General features: G+C 72.5%; 15 protein-coding genes. 14 read left to right on the top strand and 1 reads right to left on the bottom strand.

Annotation, left to right across the window (positions count from 1 at the left end):
• Nucleotides 1-957: 957 nt before the first annotated feature.
• The 14 genes from RND61_RS25720 (at nt 958) to RND61_RS25655 (ending at nt 16,685) form a co-directional block, all read left to right on the top strand.
• Complete coding sequence (locus tag RND61_RS25720; protein ID WP_315880478.1) at nt 958-2,088, top strand: AfsR/SARP family transcriptional regulator; 1,131 nt, start codon at nt 958-960, stop codon at nt 2,086-2,088.
• Between the two features lie 598 nt (nt 2,089-2,686).
• Nucleotides 2,687-3,586: an aromatic prenyltransferase gene (locus RND61_RS25715; protein WP_315880477.1), complete on the top strand. Its 900-nt coding sequence runs from the start codon at nt 2,687-2,689 to the stop codon at nt 3,584-3,586.
• Between the two features lie 131 nt (nt 3,587-3,717).
• The gene (locus tag RND61_RS25710) at nt 3,718-4,944 is read left to right on the top strand and encodes an FAD-dependent monooxygenase (protein ID WP_315880476.1); all 1,227 of its coding nucleotides are present in this window, start codon (nt 3,718-3,720) and stop codon (nt 4,942-4,944) included.
• A 352-nt stretch (nt 4,945-5,296) separates the two neighbouring features.
• Nucleotides 5,297-5,803, top strand: coding sequence for a PhzA/PhzB family protein (locus RND61_RS25705; protein ID WP_315880475.1), 507 nt, complete (start codon nt 5,297-5,299; stop codon nt 5,801-5,803).
• A 279-nt stretch (nt 5,804-6,082) separates the two neighbouring features.
• Nucleotides 6,083-6,544: a PhzA/PhzB family protein gene (locus tag RND61_RS25700; protein ID WP_315880474.1), complete on the top strand. Its 462-nt coding sequence runs from the start codon at nt 6,083-6,085 to the stop codon at nt 6,542-6,544.
• A 359-nt stretch (nt 6,545-6,903) separates the two neighbouring features.
• Entirely contained in the window at nt 6,904-7,527 is a 624-nt protein-coding gene (locus RND61_RS25695; RefSeq protein ID WP_315880498.1) for an isochorismatase family protein, read from the top strand.
• Entirely contained in the window at nt 7,524-9,473 is a 1,950-nt protein-coding gene (locus RND61_RS25690) for an anthranilate synthase family protein (RefSeq protein ID WP_315880473.1), read from the top strand. Before RND61_RS25695 ends, RND61_RS25690 begins: the two co-directional genes overlap by 4 nt.
• A gap of 93 nt (nt 9,474-9,566) precedes the next feature.
• The gene (locus RND61_RS25685) at nt 9,567-10,400 is read left to right on the top strand and encodes a PhzF family phenazine biosynthesis protein (RefSeq protein ID WP_315880472.1); all 834 of its coding nucleotides are present in this window, start codon (nt 9,567-9,569) and stop codon (nt 10,398-10,400) included.
• Between the two features lie 32 nt (nt 10,401-10,432).
• On the top strand, nt 10,433-11,071 hold the full coding sequence (gene phzG, locus RND61_RS25680; protein WP_315880471.1) for a phenazine biosynthesis FMN-dependent oxidase PhzG: 639 nt from the start codon (nt 10,433-10,435) through the stop codon (nt 11,069-11,071).
• A 340-nt stretch (nt 11,072-11,411) separates the two neighbouring features.
• Nucleotides 11,412-11,894, top strand: coding sequence for a hypothetical protein (locus tag RND61_RS25675; protein ID WP_315880470.1), 483 nt, complete (start codon nt 11,412-11,414; stop codon nt 11,892-11,894).
• Between the two features lie 130 nt (nt 11,895-12,024).
• The gene (locus RND61_RS25670) at nt 12,025-12,537 is read left to right on the top strand and encodes a hypothetical protein (RefSeq protein ID WP_315880469.1); all 513 of its coding nucleotides are present in this window, start codon (nt 12,025-12,027) and stop codon (nt 12,535-12,537) included.
• A 450-nt stretch (nt 12,538-12,987) separates the two neighbouring features.
• Entirely contained in the window at nt 12,988-14,400 is a 1,413-nt protein-coding gene (locus tag RND61_RS25665; protein ID WP_315880468.1) for a family 2B encapsulin nanocompartment shell protein, read from the top strand.
• A 106-nt stretch (nt 14,401-14,506) separates the two neighbouring features.
• Nucleotides 14,507-15,787, top strand: coding sequence for a family 2 encapsulin nanocompartment cargo protein terpene cyclase (locus tag RND61_RS25660; protein WP_315880467.1), 1,281 nt, complete (start codon nt 14,507-14,509; stop codon nt 15,785-15,787).
• A 13-nt stretch (nt 15,788-15,800) separates the two neighbouring features.
• Nucleotides 15,801-16,685, top strand: a complete 885-nt coding sequence (locus tag RND61_RS25655; RefSeq protein ID WP_315880466.1) for a geranyl diphosphate 2-C-methyltransferase — start codon at nt 15,801-15,803, stop codon at nt 16,683-16,685.
• Between the two features lie 54 nt (nt 16,686-16,739).
• Here RND61_RS25655 and RND61_RS25650 read toward each other — a convergent pair whose 3' ends face one another.
• Nucleotides 16,740-17,783 (bottom strand): actin family protein, encoded by a 1,044-nt coding sequence (locus tag RND61_RS25650; RefSeq protein ID WP_315880465.1) that lies wholly within the window; start codon nt 17,781-17,783, stop codon nt 16,740-16,742.
• Between the last annotated feature and the right edge of the window lie 127 nt (nt 17,784-17,910).

Here is a 17,910-nt window from a genome sequence, read left to right as displayed (position 1 = left end):
CTTGACGAACAGTCAGCGAAGAGTATATATGTAGAATTGTCGCCCACGGGTCCGCCTCTTTTCTGTCGACCGACCCGCTTTCCGGGCGACTTCGCATGGTGGCGGCCTGGTCACCGTGGACACCTCCGGCCCGGGCGGGCCGGCCACCCCCGGGCGGGCCGGTCTTCCCCCCTTCAGCAGATGCGGCGACCGCGGCCCGAGGCCGCGGGGAAGACCTCGGACATCCGCGGTCCGCCGCGCCGGAGCGGGAGCAGGAGCGGGAACGGAAAACGCGATCCGCTCCCCCACGGGTTCATGGAAGCCGGTGTCACGCGTGGTGCGGGAAACCCGTCCCCCGGTTTCCGGAGCGGGGAGGAGGCGTTGCGCCCCAGCGCGACGTCGGCGTCGCCGTCTTCGGATCGGTGATACGACGAGCACAACGCCCGTGAGGTGATCAGCACATCGTCCTCGGGGTGAGACACGCGTGTACGAGAGCAACAAGAATCCGGTGCACGGCACGCGGGCGATCACATCGATTCCCCCTGCCATCGACCGGAGGCTCGAAAGAGCGTGCTCGGTGCTTCCGAATACTGTTCCTTAGGTTCCGGCACACGGATGCGGTTACGCTTTCACTCCGCAAATCCAGGTTGCTTCAGCCTCTTCTCGACGGGCTGAACGGCATACCGATCCCGCATCCCCGTGTCCCGCGACACGCGAGGCGCCAACGGGGACTGCGGCTTTCCCGCATGCGCCCTCCTGGAGAATCTCAGGGCCTTTCCGCCACGAGGACACGTTCCGGACGCTCACCGAAGGACTACCCGGAATCGGCACGCCCGGAGTCCGCCCCGGTGCGGGGACGCCCTGTCGCCCGCACAGCGCGTACGCCCTTCCAAGGCCGCGCCTTCCTCTTGCCACCGGCTCGGCATCGACTTGACCTTCACCCCCTTCCAAAGGAGTGAAATGCAGAGGAGTTCAGAGATGGAGAACGAGGAAACCGACGGCCGCACGCTGACCGTCGCCCCCGGGGCCGGCGGGGGACGCCGGATGCAGATCGTTCTTGGGCAATGGTCGGGGGGCGGCGCCGGGGACGCGCGGCGCATCGCCGAACTCGAGCGCGAAGTGTGCGAACTCCGGCGGGCGAACGCGACACTGAAGATGTACGCCGCGAAGGCCCTCGGCCTCGACGTGAAGTTCCCGCTTCCCGACGCCGGTTTCGAAACGGCCGGCGACCGGCACAGCGCGCACGTCGCCACGACTTCACGTCGCACTCCGCCGGGCCGTGCCGGATGGGCCGAGGCACCGGCCCCGGAGGCTCCGAAGGCCCCGGACGCGCCGCCGACCGGGATCGAGTTCCGGGTGCTGGGCCCGCTGGAGGCGGCTGTCGCCGGCCGGCGGGTGGATCTGGGAGCGCCGAAGCAGCGCGCGGCACTCGCCCTGCTGGTCAGCCAGGTCGGGCAACCGGTGTCGGTCGATGTGATGCTGGAGGAGTTGTGGGGCGGGCAACCGCCGCGATCGGCGATCACCTCGCTGCACGCGTACATAGCCAATCTGCGGCGGGCGCTGGAACCCGACCGGGCGCCTCGGAAGCCGGCGACGGTGCTGCGCACGCGCGGCCGGGGCTATCTGCTGGACAGCCGCGTCGTCGAGGTCGACGCCCACCACTTCGGTGAGCACGCGACGGCCGGGTGGCAGGCGCTGGATCGGCGTGATCCGCAGCGGGCGCTGCGCGAGTTCGAGGCGGGGCTGGCGCTGTGGCGCGGGCGGGCCTACGAGGAGGTGGCCGATGCCACGCGCGTGGCGCCGGAGGTGGTGCGGCTGGAGGAGTTGCGTCTGTCGGTGATCGAGGGGCGCTGCGCGTCGCTGTTGGCGGTGGGTGCCTATGAGGTGGCGGTGTCCGAGCTGGCGGCTTTCACACAGGCCCACCCGTTGCGCGAATACGGTTGTGAGCTGCTGAGCCTGGCCCTGTACCGGGCCGGGCGGCAGGCCGACGCGTTGGCGGTGCTGCGGACCCATCAGAAGCGGATGGCGGAGGAACTGGGAATCGACCCCAGCCCGGCCCTCCAGCACCTGGAGAGCGAGATCCTGCGCCAGGCCCCCGTACTGGACTGACGCGTCCGCCGCGCGTCCCGCGGACCGCCTTCGGGCACGGCTGCCCACCGGCCTGGTCCGGGGGGCGTCGGAGGTCCTTCCGTCGAGGACGCGTTCGCAGTCGAGAGGGACCCGGGCACCGGAAGTGCGACACCGGCGAGAAACCCGGGCGCCGGAAGTCACGACATCGGCGGTGGAAACGCACCCCGCGCCGCACCGGCGGCCGAGAGGCGCCGGCGTACGTGTACGGGGCACGGCTTCGGCGCCGGCCACGCGCGCCGACGGGGACCGTACGGCTGGTTGGCGCCGGCTTGGCGGCCCGTCTTCCGCAGCCCGTGCCCGCGAGGGGCGCGGCGGGGCCCTCACCCCGGCCGGGCGTGGTTCTCAGGCCCCGCGCCGTGCTGCTCGCACCGGTTGTCCCGGCGCCGGTGCCGAACGCCTCAAGCAGCCGCCAAGTTGGCGCTAAGCGGGCAGCAAGCGGGCGGTGTGACGATCCTGGCGCGATCCGAGTGGATTCCTCGGCACCGGCTTCACCGCAGCAGGACGGCAGAAGAGGACACGACGACGAACCACGGGATGAGATTTTCCGGCAAGCACCGAGGTCGACCCTGGAGGAAAAATGCTCGAAGCCGCCAAGACGGAGGAAATACTTTCGGCCGTCGAGGAAACCGCTCGACTGCTGGATGTGACCTGCTCGCGCGACAGGATCCGGCCGGCCCTGACCGCGTACGGGGACGTGCTCGCGAACTCCCACATCGTTTTCAGCATGGCGACCGGAAAGCACCACGAGGGAGACTTCCAATTCGACTTCTCAGTGCCCCGGGAGGTCGGTGACCCCCATGCCGTCGCCGTGTCGCACGGTCTCGTCGACGAGGTGGACCACCCCATCACCACCCTGTTCTCGGACCTCCGGGCGCGATGCCCCATCGAGACCTACGGCGTTGACTACGGGGTCGTCGGCGGCTTCAAGAAGTCCTACGCGGGCTTCCCCCTGGACGCCCCGCAGGAGCTGTCCAGCCTTGCCGACATCCCGTCCATGCCGCGCGGCCTGGCCGAACACGCCCGTTCTTTCGCCAACTACGGCCTGGACGGCAGAGTGTCGGCGATCGCGATCGACTACGCGAACAGGACGTGGAACGTGTACTTCAGCGGTCTCCCCGCTGAATGCGTCGAGCCGAAGGCCGTCCTGCCGATGCTCCGCGAGCTCGGGCTGCCGGAACCGAGCGAGCAGATACTGGAGTTCATCCGGACGTCGTTCGCCATGTATCCCACTTTCGGTTGGGATTCTTCGAAGGTCGAGCGGATCTGTTTCTCCGCGCGGTCCTCGGATCCGACGGAACTTCCCGCCCGGATCGAACCGCGGATCGGGAAGTTCGCCGGAAGCGCGCCGTACGCGTACACCGGCGAGCGCGTGCTCGTCTACGCCGGCGCGGTGTCGTCCGACGAGGAGTACTACAAGCTCGCGTCGTACTACCAAAAGGCGTCCGACGCGCCCGTCCGCATGCGTCGCGCGGCCTGAAGGCGCGAAGGCAGACCGACGAGCGAGCGACCCGCGGGACCCACCAGTGAGGACAAGGAGCAGAGTATGACCGAGATCCGAGCACGCGCCGCCGCGCGGCCGTCGATCCGCGCGGCCGAGGGGGGCGGGCGATGACCCCGGTCCTCGTCGTCGGCGGCGGGATCGGCGGGCTCACGGCCGCGCTGAGCCTGCACGCCGCGGGCATCGACGCGGTCGTGGTGGAGAGCGCCCGCCGCATCCAGCCGCTCGGCGTCGGGATGAACCTCCTCACCCACGGAGTCCGCGAGCTGACCGAACTCGGCCTCGGCGCCGACCTCGCCGCCCTCGGTGTGGCCACGGCCGAGCACGTGTTCTGCGACGGCTCCGGCAACCGGCTCTTCACCGAGCCGCGCGGCCTGGCCCAGGGCTACCGTTGGCCGCAGTACTCCATCCACCGCGGCGAGTTGCAGCTGATGCTCCTCGAACGCGTCCGTGAGCGGCTCGGCCCCGATGCGGTGCGCACCGGCGTACGGCTGCTGGACTTCACGGAGGGGCCCGACGCCGTCCGCGTCCGCGTGACGGACCGCGCGACCGGTGCCGTCGAGACGTTCGAGGCCGCCGCGCTGATCGGCGCGGACGGGCTGCACTCGACGGTCCGCGCCCGGCTCCACCCGGACGAGGGGCCGCTGTGCTGGTCGGGCCAGCGGATGTGGCGCGGGGTGACGGAAGGGTTCCCGCCGTTCCTGACCGGCCGTTCCGTGGTGATCGCGGGCGACGGCACCGCCTCGCTGGTGGCGTACCCGATCGGCCGGGACCGGGTCAACTGGGTCTGTCTGGTGCGCGTCGCCGAGCCGGGCCCCCTCCCGGAGGACGGCGTGGTGAACACGGTCGACGACCACCGCGCGGGGCGGCTGAAGGACGTGCTGTCCCACTACGACGGCTGGTCGATGGGCTGGCTCGACGTCCGCGAGCTGCTGGAGCGCAGCGACCGGGTCCTGGAGTACCCGATGGTCGACCGCGATCCACTCCCCGCCTGGGGCCGCGGCCGGGTCACGCTGCTCGGTGACGCCGCCCACCCCATGTACCCCGCCGGGGCCAACGGCGCGTCCCAGGCCGTGCTCGACGCCCGGGTCCTCGCCCACGAGCTGGCGCGGGCCGACGGCGACACGCCGGCGGGGCTCGCCGCCTACGAGCGCGCCCGCCTGGACGCGACCGCGGCCGTCGTCCTCGCGGGCCGCGCGATGGAACGCGCCGGCGGGATCGGCGCGTTGGACCGCAGCCAGCTCGCCCTCATCACCGAGATGTACCGCCAGAAGGCCGAGAGCGACGTCGCCGAGCTCAACGCCCGCCCTTCCCTGACGCCGCCCGGGCGGCCGTAGAGCCGCGCACGGCGGGTTCCGGCCGGAGGCGGGCCGGTGCGGCGCGGGTCTCCGGGGGTGTCCTCCAGCGACCGGTTCGCACGCGGCCGGTGGGTGCCCCGGCGCCCCTCCCGGTCGGGGCCCGCCTGCGGACCACGTCGACGGGCTCCGTCCACCGGCCGCTCCGCGCCGCGGCGGCCCTCCCGGTGCGCTCGTCCGCGTACCCGCTCGACCACCGGGTCGCGCCGCGGCGGCCCTCCCCCGGTTCCGCGCGGCCCGCCGCCCGGCCGCCCCGCGCCGCGGCGCCGTACGGCCGGCCCTCCACGCCCCGTGCCAGCGGCCCCGTCCCGCCACCGAACCACCAGGAGACGCCATGACCCCGCCCTCGTCCACCCGGCCCGGCACCGTCGCGCAGGCGTTCACCGGCGACCACGACCTGCGCGCCCGCAACCGGCGGGCCGTGGAGCGGTACTTGGAGACCGGTGCGGAGGCCCGGTCGCGCCGGTACACCCTCTACACCGAGGACGGCACCGCGTCGCTGTTCTACACCGACATCGGCCGACCCATCGTCGTCAGGGGCCGGGAGAAGCTGAAGCGGCACGGCGAGCTCTCCCTGGAGGTGCTGCCCGACTGGCGGTGGACGGACGTACGCCTCTACGAGACGCAGGACCCGGACGCCATCTGGGTCGAGTGCGACGGCGAGGGAACGATCCGCTTCCCCGGCTATCCCGAAGGCCACTACCGCAACCACTTCGTCCTCGGCTTCACGCTGAGCGACGGGAGGATCGTCTCCAGCCGCGAGTACACCAACCCGATCGAGCACATGCGCTCCCTCGGCATCGGGACACCGCGCATCAATCGGGACTGGATCCCGTCCTGACCCGCCTCCCCGGCACGGCACCGGGCCGCCAAGCCGACGCCAACCGGCCGACCAGCCCCGCCCAAGGGCCACGGCCGATACTCGCCTGGAGCGGCGGGGGCGCGCCCGCCACAATCGGGGAGCCGCTCCCGGGCCGTCCGGTCAGGAGCGGGAAGCGAGGTCGCCAGGACCGGCCGGGCCCGCCCGGCCGTCCCGCCGCGGGATCCGTCCGACACGCTCCCCGTGCACGTTCCCACCGACACCCGTCCCCTCTCACAGCAAGGGAAAGCGAGACCCGCGATGTCCGACGAGAACGAGGTACGCGAGCACAACCGCGCCGTCGTCGCCCAGTACATGAACACCCGTGGCCCAGACCGCCTGGAGCGCCACCTGTTGTTCACCGAGGACGGCGTCGGCGGCCTGTGGACCACGGAGACCGGCGAGCCCATCGCCATCCGCGGCCGGGACCGGCTCGGCGAGCACGCCGTCTGGTCGCTGAAGTGCTTCCCGGACTGGGCCTGGATCAACGTCGAGATCTTCGACACCCAGGATCCCAACCGGTTCTGGGTGGAGTGCGACGGCGAGGGCCAGATCCTGTTCCCCGGCTATCCGCCCGGGCACTACCGCAACCACTTCCTGCACTCGTTCCTGTTCGAGAACGGCAAGATCAAGGAGCAGCGCGAGTTCATGAACCCCTGCCAGCAGTTCCGGGCGTTGGACATCGAGGTCCCCGTCATCCGCCGGGACGGCATCCCGACCTGACGCGCGCCGGCCGGCCGCCGATCACCGCCCCCACCCGAGGGGGGAGGGCGTGCGTACCGCGGCGGAGGCCGGCCGCGCGCCGCCGGCTCCCCGGGCGGGCCCCCGTGGGAGGACGCCGACGCGGTACGGCCGGCGCGGGGCGCCCCCGGCGCCTCTCCCCCGTCACCCGCCGCGGACGGTGTGCGGCACGGCCGCGGCGCCCGCTCGCCGGTGTGCCCGCGGTCGTCGGGGACCCGCCGTACGGGTCGGACGGATCGCCGGGCGGGCCGCCGGGACGCCGGGCGCCCCCGGGCCCGGGCGGCGGCACGGCCCCTTCCCTCCCGGTCCTCGTTCCGACCCTCTCCGAAAGGACTCGAATGGTGATCGGCTTACCCGTCATCGTCCCGTACGCCATGCCGACGGCGGACGACCTGCCGGCCAATGTGGCCGACTGGACACCGGACCCCGACCGCGCGGCCCTGGTCGTCCACGACATGCAGCGCTTCTTCCTGCGTCCGGTGCCCGACGCGCTCCGCTCCCAGCTCGTCCACAACGCCGCGCTGCTGCGCAAGCGGGCCGCGGGCCTCGGAGTGCCGGTCGCCTACACGGCGCAGCCCGGCGGTATGACACCGCAGGAGCGCGGGCTGCTCCGGGACTTCTGGGGTCCGGGCATGCGCACCGCTCCCGAGGACCGGGAGGTCGTGCCGGAGCTGGCCCCGGCCGAGGGCGACTGGCGGCTGACCAAGTGGCGCTACAGCGCCTTCTTCCGCTCCGACCTGCTGCAGCGGCTGCGGGCCGCGGGCCGCGACCAGCTCGTGCTGTGCGGGGTGTACGCCCACATCGGTGTGCTGGCCACGGCGATCGACGCGTTCAGCCACGACATCCAGGTGTTCCTGGCCGCCGACGCCGTCGCCGACTTCTCGCCCGGGCAGCACCGTCTCGCGCTGGAGTACGTGGCCCAGCGGTGCGGGATGGTGACCCTCAGCTCGGAGGTGTTCGGATGAGCTCCCCACCCCCGGGGCGCGGCACCACGGACGCACGGGGCCGGCAGACCGGGCCCGGTCTGCTCGACCGGCTGCTGGCCGGCCCCGCACCGTCCGCCTTCGCGCTGCTGCACCGGCCGGAGAGCGGCACCGCGGGCACGGTCGACCTACTGCTCGGCGAGGTCTCGCACCCCGCCTCGCTGGCCCGGCTGCCGTTGCCGGAGCCGACCGGCCCGCGGGCCGCCACGACGCACGAGGCGCTGGTCCTCGTGCCCTACCGGCAGCTCGCCGAGCGGGGCTTCGCCGCTCCGGACGACGGGGCGCCCCTGATCGCCCTGACCGTCACGGAGCAGGCCGCGCTGCCGCTGGCGGACGTCCTGCCCGGACTGCCCGACACGCCGATCGCCCTGTCCGTCCACGGCTTCGACCTGTCCGACGAGGAGTACGCCGACCTGGTGCGGCGCGTCGTGGCCGACGAGATCGGCACCGGCGAGGGCGCCAACTTCGTCCTCAAGCGCGTGCTGCGGGCCGACGTCGGCGGCGATCCGGTGCACACCGCGCTGGCCGTCTTCCGGCGGCTGGTCGCGCTGGAGCCCAGCGCCTACTGGACGTTCGTCATCCACGTGAACGGCCGGACGTTCGTCGGAGCCACCCCCGAACGCCACATCTCGGTACGGGAGGGCCGGGCCGTGATGAACCCCATCAGCGGCACCTACCGCTACCCGCCCGGCGGACCGACCCTGGAGGGCCTCACCGCGTTCCTGAAGGACCGCAAGGAGACCGACGAGCTGTACATGGTCCTCGACGAGGAGCTGAAGACGATGTCCCGGATCTGCGAGGACGGCGGCCGGGTCACCGGTCCCGCCCTCAAGGAGATGGCGCGGCTCGCCCACACCGAGTACTTCATCGAGGGCCGCACCCACCGGGACGTACGGGAGATCCTGCGCGACACGCAGTTCGCGCCGACCGTCACGGGCAGCCCGGTGGAGAGCGCGGCCCGGGTCATCGCGCGCCACGAGCCGCAGGGGCGCGGGTACTACAGCGGAGTCGCCGCGCTGATCAGCCGCGAGCCGTCGGGCAGCCGGTCGATGGACTCGGCCATCCTGATCCGCACCGCCGACATCGCGCCGGACGGACGCATGGCGCTCGCCGTCGGGGCGACCCTGGTGCGCCATTCGTCCCCGGTGTCGGAAGCGGCCGAGACCCGGGCCAAGGCCGCCGCACTGCTCGACGCCCTGGGCGCGGAGCCCGACGCGGCCCCGGCGCCGGCCGCCCCCCGCTTCGCGGACCACCCCGCGGTACGGGACGCCCTGCGCGGCCGCAACAGCGGCATCGCCGACTTCTGGCTGGCGTCCCCGGCCGCCCGCCCACCGGCCGTGCCCGAACTGGAGGGGCGGAAGGCCCTGGTGGTCGACGCCGAGGACTCCTTCACCGCGATGATCGTGCAGCAGCTCGAAGCGCTGGGGCTCGCCGCCGAGGTCCTGCGCTACGACCAGGCGTGCGCCCTCGACGGGTTCGACCTGGTCGTCATGGGGCCCGGCCCCGGCGACCCCCGCGCCGTCACCCACCCGAAGATCGCGGCGCTGGACGCGACCCTGGCGAGGCTGCTGGGCGACCGCGTCCCCTTCCTGGCCGTCTGCCTGAGCCACCAGGTGCTCAGCCGCAGGCTCGGCTTCGCCCTGGTGCGGCGGACCGAGCCCCACCAGGGCGTGCAGCGCGCCATCGACCTCTTCGGCCGGCGCGAACGGGTCGGTTACTACAACGCCTTCGCCGCCGTCAGCCCCACCGACCACCGCGACGTGCCCGAGGTGGGGCGGGTGCGGGTCAGCCGGGACCCGGCCACCGGGGAGGTGGACGCGCTGCGCGGCCCGCGCTTCGCCTCCTTCCAGTTCCACGCCGAATCGGTGCTCACCGTCGACGGGCCCCGGCTGCTCGCCGACGCCCTGCGGGGAGTGCTCGGCCCGTGAGGCCGAAGCGCACGCCCCGCTCCCTCCCGCACGGGCCCGGCGCCGCGCCGACCGCGGGAAACCGTCGCCCCCGTCCCTTCAGGAGCCTCGCCGATGCTCGACTACATGCTGGTGGACGCCTTCTCCCGAAGGCCGCTGTACGGCAACCCCGTCGCCGTGTTCCTCGACGCCTCGGACCTGACGGCCGGGCTGATGCAGCGCATCGCGCGGGAGATGAACCTGTCCGAGACGACCTTCGTGCTGCCCGCCGAACAGGGCGGTGACGCGCGCGTCCGGATCTTCACCCCGGTGAACGAGCTCCCGTTCGCCGGCCACCCGCTGCTCGGCACCGCCGTCGCGCTCGGCGAGACCCTGAAGAGGGACCGGCTCCGGCTGGAGACGGCGATGGGCGTCATCCCCGTGGAACTCGACGACGACGGCGGCGCGGTGGTGGTCCGCATGCGCCAGCCGCACCCCGTCTGGGAGCCGTACGAGCACGCGGAGGAGCTGCTGGCCGCGCTCGGCGTGGCCGCCTCCACGGTACCGGTGGAGGTGTACCGCAACGGGCCGCGGCACGTCTTCGTGGGCCTGGAGAGCGTGGCCGCGCTCTCGGCGCTGCGTCCGGACCACCGTGCCCTGTCCGCGTTTCCCGACATGGCCGCGAACTGCTTCGCCGGAGGGGGCACGCGCTGGCGCACCCGGATGTTCTCGCCGGCGTACGGCGTGGTGGAGGACGCGGCGACCGGTTCGGCGGCCGGACCGCTCGCCATCCACCTCGCCCGGCACGGCCTGGCCGCGTACGGGCAGCACCTGGAGATCCTCCAGGGCGTCGAGATGGGCCGCCCCTCGCTGATGCTCGCCAGGGCCGAGGCCGACGGGGGGCGCGTCCACGCCGTCCACGTCGGCGGCCACGGAGTCACCGTGGGGCGCGGCGTCCTCCACGTCTGAGCCCGGCAGTCCCCGTCCCGAGGAGGGCACGCATGGACACGAGCAGGTTCGAAAGCCTCACCGCGAGGGCCGACATCGGCTTCCCGGAGTACGAGGACCCCCCGCCCGAACCCATGGGTCTGGTCCAGCGGTGGCTGGCCCGCGCCGTCGAGCTGGGTGTCCGCGAACCGCGGGCGCTCGCGCTGGCCACCGCCGACGGGCGGGGGCGGCCGTCCACCCGTACCGTGGCGTTCACGGCGGTCGACGCCCGCGGCGTCCTGTTCACCACCCACGGCACCAGTCGCAAGAGCCGGGAGATCACCGAGACCGGCTGGGCATCGGGGCTGCTCTACTGGCGGGAGACGGGCCAGCAGATCAGCCTGGGCGGACCGGCGGTGCGGGTCGGCGAGACCGAGGCGGACGCCCTCTGGCACGCCCGGGCGGTCCCCCTGCACGCCATGTCGGCGGCGTCCCGGCAGAGTGAGCCGCTCACCGATCCGTCGGCGCTGCGTGCCGAGGCCGAACGCCTCGGCGCGTCCGGCGCCGCCCTCGAACGTCCGGACCGCTTCGTCGGCTACCGGTTGCGGCCCCGGGAGGTGGAGTTCTGGTGCGCGCGGCCGGACCGGCTCCACCTGCGCCTCCGGTACGAGCGGCACCGAGGTGGCTGGCGCGTCTCCCGGCTCCAGCCCTGAGGAGTCCCGGGGCGGCGCCGGGTGCCCGCGCGTCCGGGACGGGCGGAACGTTCGCCGGGGACGGAACGGCCGGGCCCCGACCTGCGCGGCAATAAAATATTTCCATCAAAAGAAAAACGGAGACGATAATCTCCAGCAGTCGAATCCGGTCGACCATTCAGCGCTTCGCCGTCCGGCACGGGAGAGTCCCGCCAACAGGCGGAACATTTCTTCACCCACTCTCCGACCTGGCCCGAAGAACACCCCTTTGCTGAATTCCTGGATTACTCTCCGCGCCCCTGGAAAACCTCGCGGTGCGCATCCCGCCCCGGGATGCCCTCACCTCCAGGGAGGTCTTCCAGTGACGAAGAGGTTCAGCCGGATTTCTCTCGCGGCAGCGGCGGCCATGCTCATGACGGGCGTGGCGACGGCCGGTGCCGCCGCCACCCCGTCCGTCCCCGCCCAGCAGGCGCGGACGGCACAGGAGGCGGGCCCGGCCGGAGTCCTCGCCGACGCCCGCTTCGGCAAAGGCACCCAGTTCTGCAGGAATCAGTCGCTGACGTCCGGCAACGGCCGGGCAGTCCTCCGCGTCCAACAGGACGGCAACTTCGTCCTGTACAAGGACGGCCGCGCCGCGTGGCAGGCCCCCGGCGCCTGGCCCAAGGGGAACTGCGCGATCTTCCAGCAGGACGGCAACTTCGTCCTGTACGACGTGAACGGCAAGGCCGTCTGGCACTCCAACACGTGGAACCGCGGCCACGTCCTCGCGGTCCAGGACGACGGCAACGTCGTCGTCTACGACCAGTCCAACCGCCCGCTCTGGGCGACGAACACGGGCGACTGACGAGCCGCCTCCCGCACGCCCGGCGTCCGCATCACCGCATCCCCCGTGCGGACGCCGGGTGCACCTCCACATGTGCGGGCGGGCGCGCCTCCTAGCACGCGGTCACGGAAAGCGGATCAGGGAGACGCGGATGACACGGGTGAGACGGGTGAGGCGAGCCGTGGCCATCGCCCTCGGTCTGGGGGCGCTGATGGGATGCACGGTGCCGAGCGCGGGGAGGACCGGCGTGTCCGTCTCCGAGAGCGGGCGCCCGATCGCGGTGTTCGTCCTGTGCCACGACCACATCGACGGCGCCACCCTCTCCATCGACGGCGAGGGCACCGAGGAACCGCGGAGCATCGCCCACTGGGAACCCGATGAGCCGGTCACCGGGATCGCCGCGTGGGCGCTCGACGCCTTGGACGGGGCCGAGCCGCACGGGTCGCCGCGGCGGCCCAAGCGGAACAAGAGCGTCACCTACCACGTGCACGGCTGGACGAACGACGATTCATGGGCGACCACCGGCGTGGACTTCACCCGCGCCCAACTGGCCGAGCTCAAGCCCGGCCAGATCCGCTACTGGACCGGTGACCGCGAGGGCACGGACAAGTACGGCCACAGGACCGGAACGCTGGAGCAGTTCCGCACCGCCGCGTGCGGCTGACGAAGGGCGGCGGCACCCCGAGCGGGCCGTCCGCCCGCGGGGAGAGGGGCGCGGAACGGGCGGCCCCAGCAGCTCGTGCGCCGAGGGAGCGGCCCCGCGGGCGAGGCGGACGGCGCCGCCTCACGGCCGGCCGGACACGCCGTGGGCACGCGCCGGAACCCGCCCCGGCGGCCCCCGGTGGGCCGCGCCGCCGCATCGGAACCCGCCGCCCCCGCCGCCGTCCGGGCGGGCCGGACCGCCGTCCCCGCCCCCGGGTCGACCCCGGCTCCGCGAAGGACGACGACCGCATCGAGGCCGTATCCCACACGGGATTGGATAAATCGGGCATTTTGGGTGTTATCTTCCTCGGGTATCTGGATGGGTTTCCAGATACCCATTTCCTTTTCTCCTATTTCACTGATTGGCGCATATATATGCCAATCATCTTCCTCGTGAAGGAGAGCCCGCCCGATGGCCGTTGAGACCCTCCCGGAAGCAGAGCTGGAGCCGCACCGGCGGTCCAGCCTGAGCACCGCGGCTGCCCGCAACCTCGCCACCACGACCAAGTCCGCCCCGCAGATGCAGGAGATCACCTCCCGCTGGCTGCTGCGGATGCTCCCCTGGGTGGAGACCAAGGGCGGCACCTACCGGGTGAACCGCCGACTGAGCTACGCCGTCGGCGACGGGAACATCGAGTTCATCCAAGACGGTGCCGACGTCCGCGTGATCCCCTACGAGCTCGGCGAGCTGGCCCTGCTGCGGGGCTTCGAGGACCTGGAGGTGCTGACCGCGATCGCCGACCGGTGCGTCCAGCGCGACTTCCGGACCGGGGAGGTGCTGGTCGAGCGCGGCACCCCCTCCGACCGGATCCACCTGATCGCCCACGGCCGGATCCACCAGACCTCCGTCGGCAAGTACGGTGACGAGGTCACCGTCGCCGTCCTCGCCGACGGCGACCGGTTCGGTGAGAACGCCCTCCTGGACGCCGACGCCACGTGGGACTACACCGCCACCGCCGAGACCCCCGGCACCCTGCTCACCCTCTCCCGCGCCGACTTCGCCGCCGTGATGTCCGCGTCGCCGAGCCTGCAGGCCCACATCCAGCAGTTCAGTTCGCTTTCCCTCCAACGCCAGAACACCCACGGCGAGGCCGAGATCGCGATGTCGGCCGGCCACACCGGCGAAGTCGAGCTGCCGGGCGCCTTCGTCGACTACGAACTCCACCCGCGCGAGTACGAACTCTCCGTCGCGCAGACCGTCCTGCGGGTCCACACGAGGGTCGCCGACCTCTACAACGGGCCGATGAACCAGACCGAGGAGCAGCTCAGGCTCACCATCGAGGCGCTGCGCGAGCGCCAGGAGCACGAGCTGATCAACAACCGGGAGTTCGGCCTGCTCCACAACGCCGCCTTCAAGCAGCGGATCCAGCCCCACTCCGGCCCGCCCACCCCGGACGACCTCGACGAGCTGCTCTCCCGCCGCCGCAGCACCAAGTTCTTCCTCGCCCACCCCAGGACGATCGCGGCGATCGGGCGCGAGCTCAACGCCCGCGGGCTCTACCCGAACCACGTGGACGTCGGCGGGCAGCACGTCCCGGCCTGGCGCGGGGTCCCGATCCTGCCCTGCAACAAGATCCCCATCAGCAAGGAGAACACCAGCTCGATCCTCGCCATGCGAACCGGCGAGGACGACCAGGGCGTCATCGGCCTGCGCCAGACCGGCCTGCCGGAGGAGTACGAGCCGGGCCTGTCGGTGCGCTTCATGGGCATCAACGAGCAGGCGATCATCTCGTACCTGGTCAGCACCTACTACTCCGCCGCCATCCTGGTGCCCGACGCGCTCGGCGTGCTGGAGAACGTGCTGATCGCCCGCAAGCGCGACTAGGGAGGGCCCGTCCGACGGACAGACGGACAGACGGCCCGGACCTCCCGGGCCGGGCGAGCGCGCCCGGGAGCCGGGACAGCCCACCCACCTCACCAAGGAGCCACGGATGCCCGACCCCGGGCCTTCCCCTCTACAGTCGGGCCTGCCCACCGCCGCGGCCCCCTTCGGGACCCACGTCCTCACCCGCACCCACGTCCCCGCCCGCATCGGCGGCCCCGCCGCCGCGCCCGCCCCCGGCGACGGCTCCGGTGGCGGCCCGGTCCCCCGGCGCGCACCCCAGGAACCTGCCGCGGTGGGGCGACCGGCTCCCGCCCTGGAACGGATCCTGCGCGGCCCCAGCGGTCTGGGCACGGCGAGCCTGCACCCGGTCCGGCGCGAGGAGCCCCCGGCACCCGCGGCGCCGGCGGAGGGCAGGCCGGTCCCGGGCCTCTACCACCACCCGGTGCCGGAACCCGATCCGGCGCGGGTGGCGGAGGTCGACCGCAGGATCAAGGCGTGGGCGGTCGACGAGGTCCAGGCGTGCCCCCCGGAGTGGGAGGACCAGTTCGACGGCTTCTGCGTCGGCCGGTACATGGTCGCCTGCCACCCGGACGCGCCCACCGTCGACCACCTGATGATCGCCACGCGGCTGATGGTCGCCGAGAACGCGGTCGACGACTGCTACTGCGAGGACCACGGCGGCTCACCCGTCGGCCTCGGCAGCCGCCTCCTGCTGGCGCACACGGCCCTCGACCCGCTGCACACGACGAAGGAGTACGAGCCGGGCTGGGTGGAGTCGCTCCGGTCGGACGCCCCCCGGCGCGCCTACCGCTCCGCCATGGAGTACTTCCTCCAGCGGGCCACCCCCTCCCAGGCCGACCGGTTCCGGCACGACATGGCTCGTCTGCACCTGGGGTACCTCGCCGAGGCCGCCTGGGCCGAGACGGACCACGTCCCCGAGGTGTGGGAGTACCTGGCGATGCGCCAGTTCAACAACTTCCGCCCCTGCCCCACCATCACCGACACCGTCGGCGGCTACGAACTGCCGCCGGACCTGCACGCCCAGCCCGCCGTGCAGCGGGTCATCGCGCTCGCCGGGAACGCGGCCACCATCGTCAACGACCTGTACTCGTACACCAAGGAACTCAGCAGCCCGGGCCGGCACCTGAACCTGCCCGTGGTGATCGCCGAACGCGAGGGCCGCTCCGAGCGGGACGCCTACCTGAAGGCCGTCGAGGTCCACAACGACCTCATGCACGACTTCGAAGCCGAGGCCGCCGCCTTGGCCGCCGCCTGCCCCGCCCCGAGCGTGCTGCGCTTCCTGCGGGGCGTGGCCGCGTGGGTCGACGGCAACCACTACTGGCACCAGACCAACACGTATCGATACAGCCTGCCCGACTTCTGGTAAGAAGGACTTATCTGTGACCGGCATCGAACTCACCGACGGCCCCGGCGCCTCCGCGTTCGTCCCCGCCCCGGCGTCGCCCTACCAGGGTGACATCGCCCGTTACTGGGACCAGGAGGCCAGGCCCGTGAACCTGCGTCTCGGCGACGTCGACGGGCTCTACCACCACCACTACGGCATCGGCGACGTCGACCACGCCGCCCTCGGGGACGCGGGCGACAGCGAGTACGAGAAGAAGCTGATCGCCGAACTCCACCGCCTGGAGTCGACGCAGGCCGAAGTCCTCCTGGACCACCTCGGCCCCGTCGGGCGCGACGACACGCTCGTGGACGCCGGCTGCGGCCGGGGCGGTTCCATGGTCATGGCCCACCAGCGGTTCGGGTGCAGGGTCGAGGGGGTCACCCTGTCGGCCAAGCAGGCCGACTTCGCCAACCGGCGCGCCCACGAACTCGGCATCGCGGACCGTGTCCGCGCCCGCGTGTGCAACATGCTCGCCACGCCCTTCGAGACGGGGCGGACCGCGGCCTCGTGGAACAACGAGTCGAGCATGTACGTCGACCTGCACGACCTCTTCGCCGAGCACTCCCGCATCCTCGCGGTCGGCGGCCGCTACGTGACCATCACCGGCTGCTGGAACCCGCGTTACGGCCAGCCCTCGAAGTGGGTCTCCCAGATCAACGCGCACTTCGAGTGCAACATCCACTCCCGCCGGGAATACCTGCGCGCCATGGCCGACAACCGCCTCGTACCGCAGGCCGTCGTCGACCTGACCGCCGCGACCCTGCCCTACTGGGAGCTGCGCGCCACCTCCTCCCTGGTCACCGGCATCGAAGAGGCGTTCATCAACGCGTACAAGGACGGCTCCTTCCAGTACCTCCTGATCGCGGCCGACCGCGTCTGACCGGCCCGCCGGCCGCGAGGGCCGGGCCGGTCTCCCGGGCCCCCGGCCGTCCGGTCAGAGGTTCCAGGGGACGGCACCGGCGGCGGCCAGGATCGACGCGCCGCTCCAGGCCCGGTGGCCGGGTTCGGTCGGTGTGACGACCTCCACCGGTGCGCCCCGGCTGAGGGCGCGGAGCTCCTTCGCGAGCCGCTCCGAGAGCCCCGGCAGCAGGGCGGTGCCACCGGTCAGCACGACGCCCGCGAACAGGTCGGCGCGGATGCCGCTGTCGGCGGCGTCGACCACCTGCTGGACCATCGCGGGCAGTCCCGGCACCTCCAGGCCCCAGTCCTCGGGCCGGAAGAGACGGTCGGGGCAGGCGAAACGCTCGACGCCGACGGAGGCGACCCTCCCGTCCGGCAGTTCGCAGGTCTCCTCGATCGCCGAGGTGTCCTCGGCCCGCTTCCGGGCGTCGTCGTAGTCGAGGGCGACGAAGCACAGGCGTTCCTTGATGACCTGGACGAGGCCGCGCTCCGCCCTGCCGGTGAAGGTGTAGCCGCGCTGGGTCAGCCTGTGCAACAGGTGGTTGGTGATGTCCCTGCCGCCGATCGCGCTGCGGGCGACCGGTCCGACCGGCCGTCCCCGGTGGACGGCGCTGACCCGGGTCCCCGCCGCGCCGATGTCCACCACCAGCGCGGTGGTCCGGCCCACGGCTGCCGCCGCGGCGACGGCGGCGTCGACCACCGCGACGCGCGCCGCCCCCTGCTGCCGGGCCACCACGATCCGGCACCTGCCCTGCTCGGAGATGCGGTCGCGGTGCTGCACCATCAGCACCCCGCCCGAGGCGGCGGCGTCCGGCCAGGGGAGCAGGGCGTGCCGGTACAGCTTGATGTAGTCGTCCCAGTGCACCACCTTGCCGTCCAGGAGCGGCTGGGAGACCTGGCCCGTCCCCGCCGCCATGGCGCGGGCCTGCTCCCCCACCACGACGACGCCGTCCGACGTCCCCGGCGCCCTGCGGCGGCCGACCTGCGAGGGGAACACCACCTGCGGCGCGTCCTGACCGGCCAGGCCCGCTTTGACCTGCTCCGAACCGCAGTCGATCACCACGACGGCGTCCACCATGCTCCCCACCCCTCCATGACTCATTTTCGGACACGAATGAGAATCGGGGAGCCGCTGCGGCGAAAGCAACCCAACTCCCCCATACGGACGAAGGGGCGGGACGGGCGCGCGGACGCGGACGGCGCGC

The sequence above is a fragment of the Streptomyces tamarix genome, from assembly GCF_032423885.1.
Lineage (GTDB): Bacteria > Actinomycetota > Actinomycetes > Streptomycetales > Streptomycetaceae > Streptomyces > Streptomyces tamarix.
The sequence above is the reverse complement of the archived record's forward strand: the minus strand, read 5'-3'. Positions and strand labels throughout refer to the sequence as shown.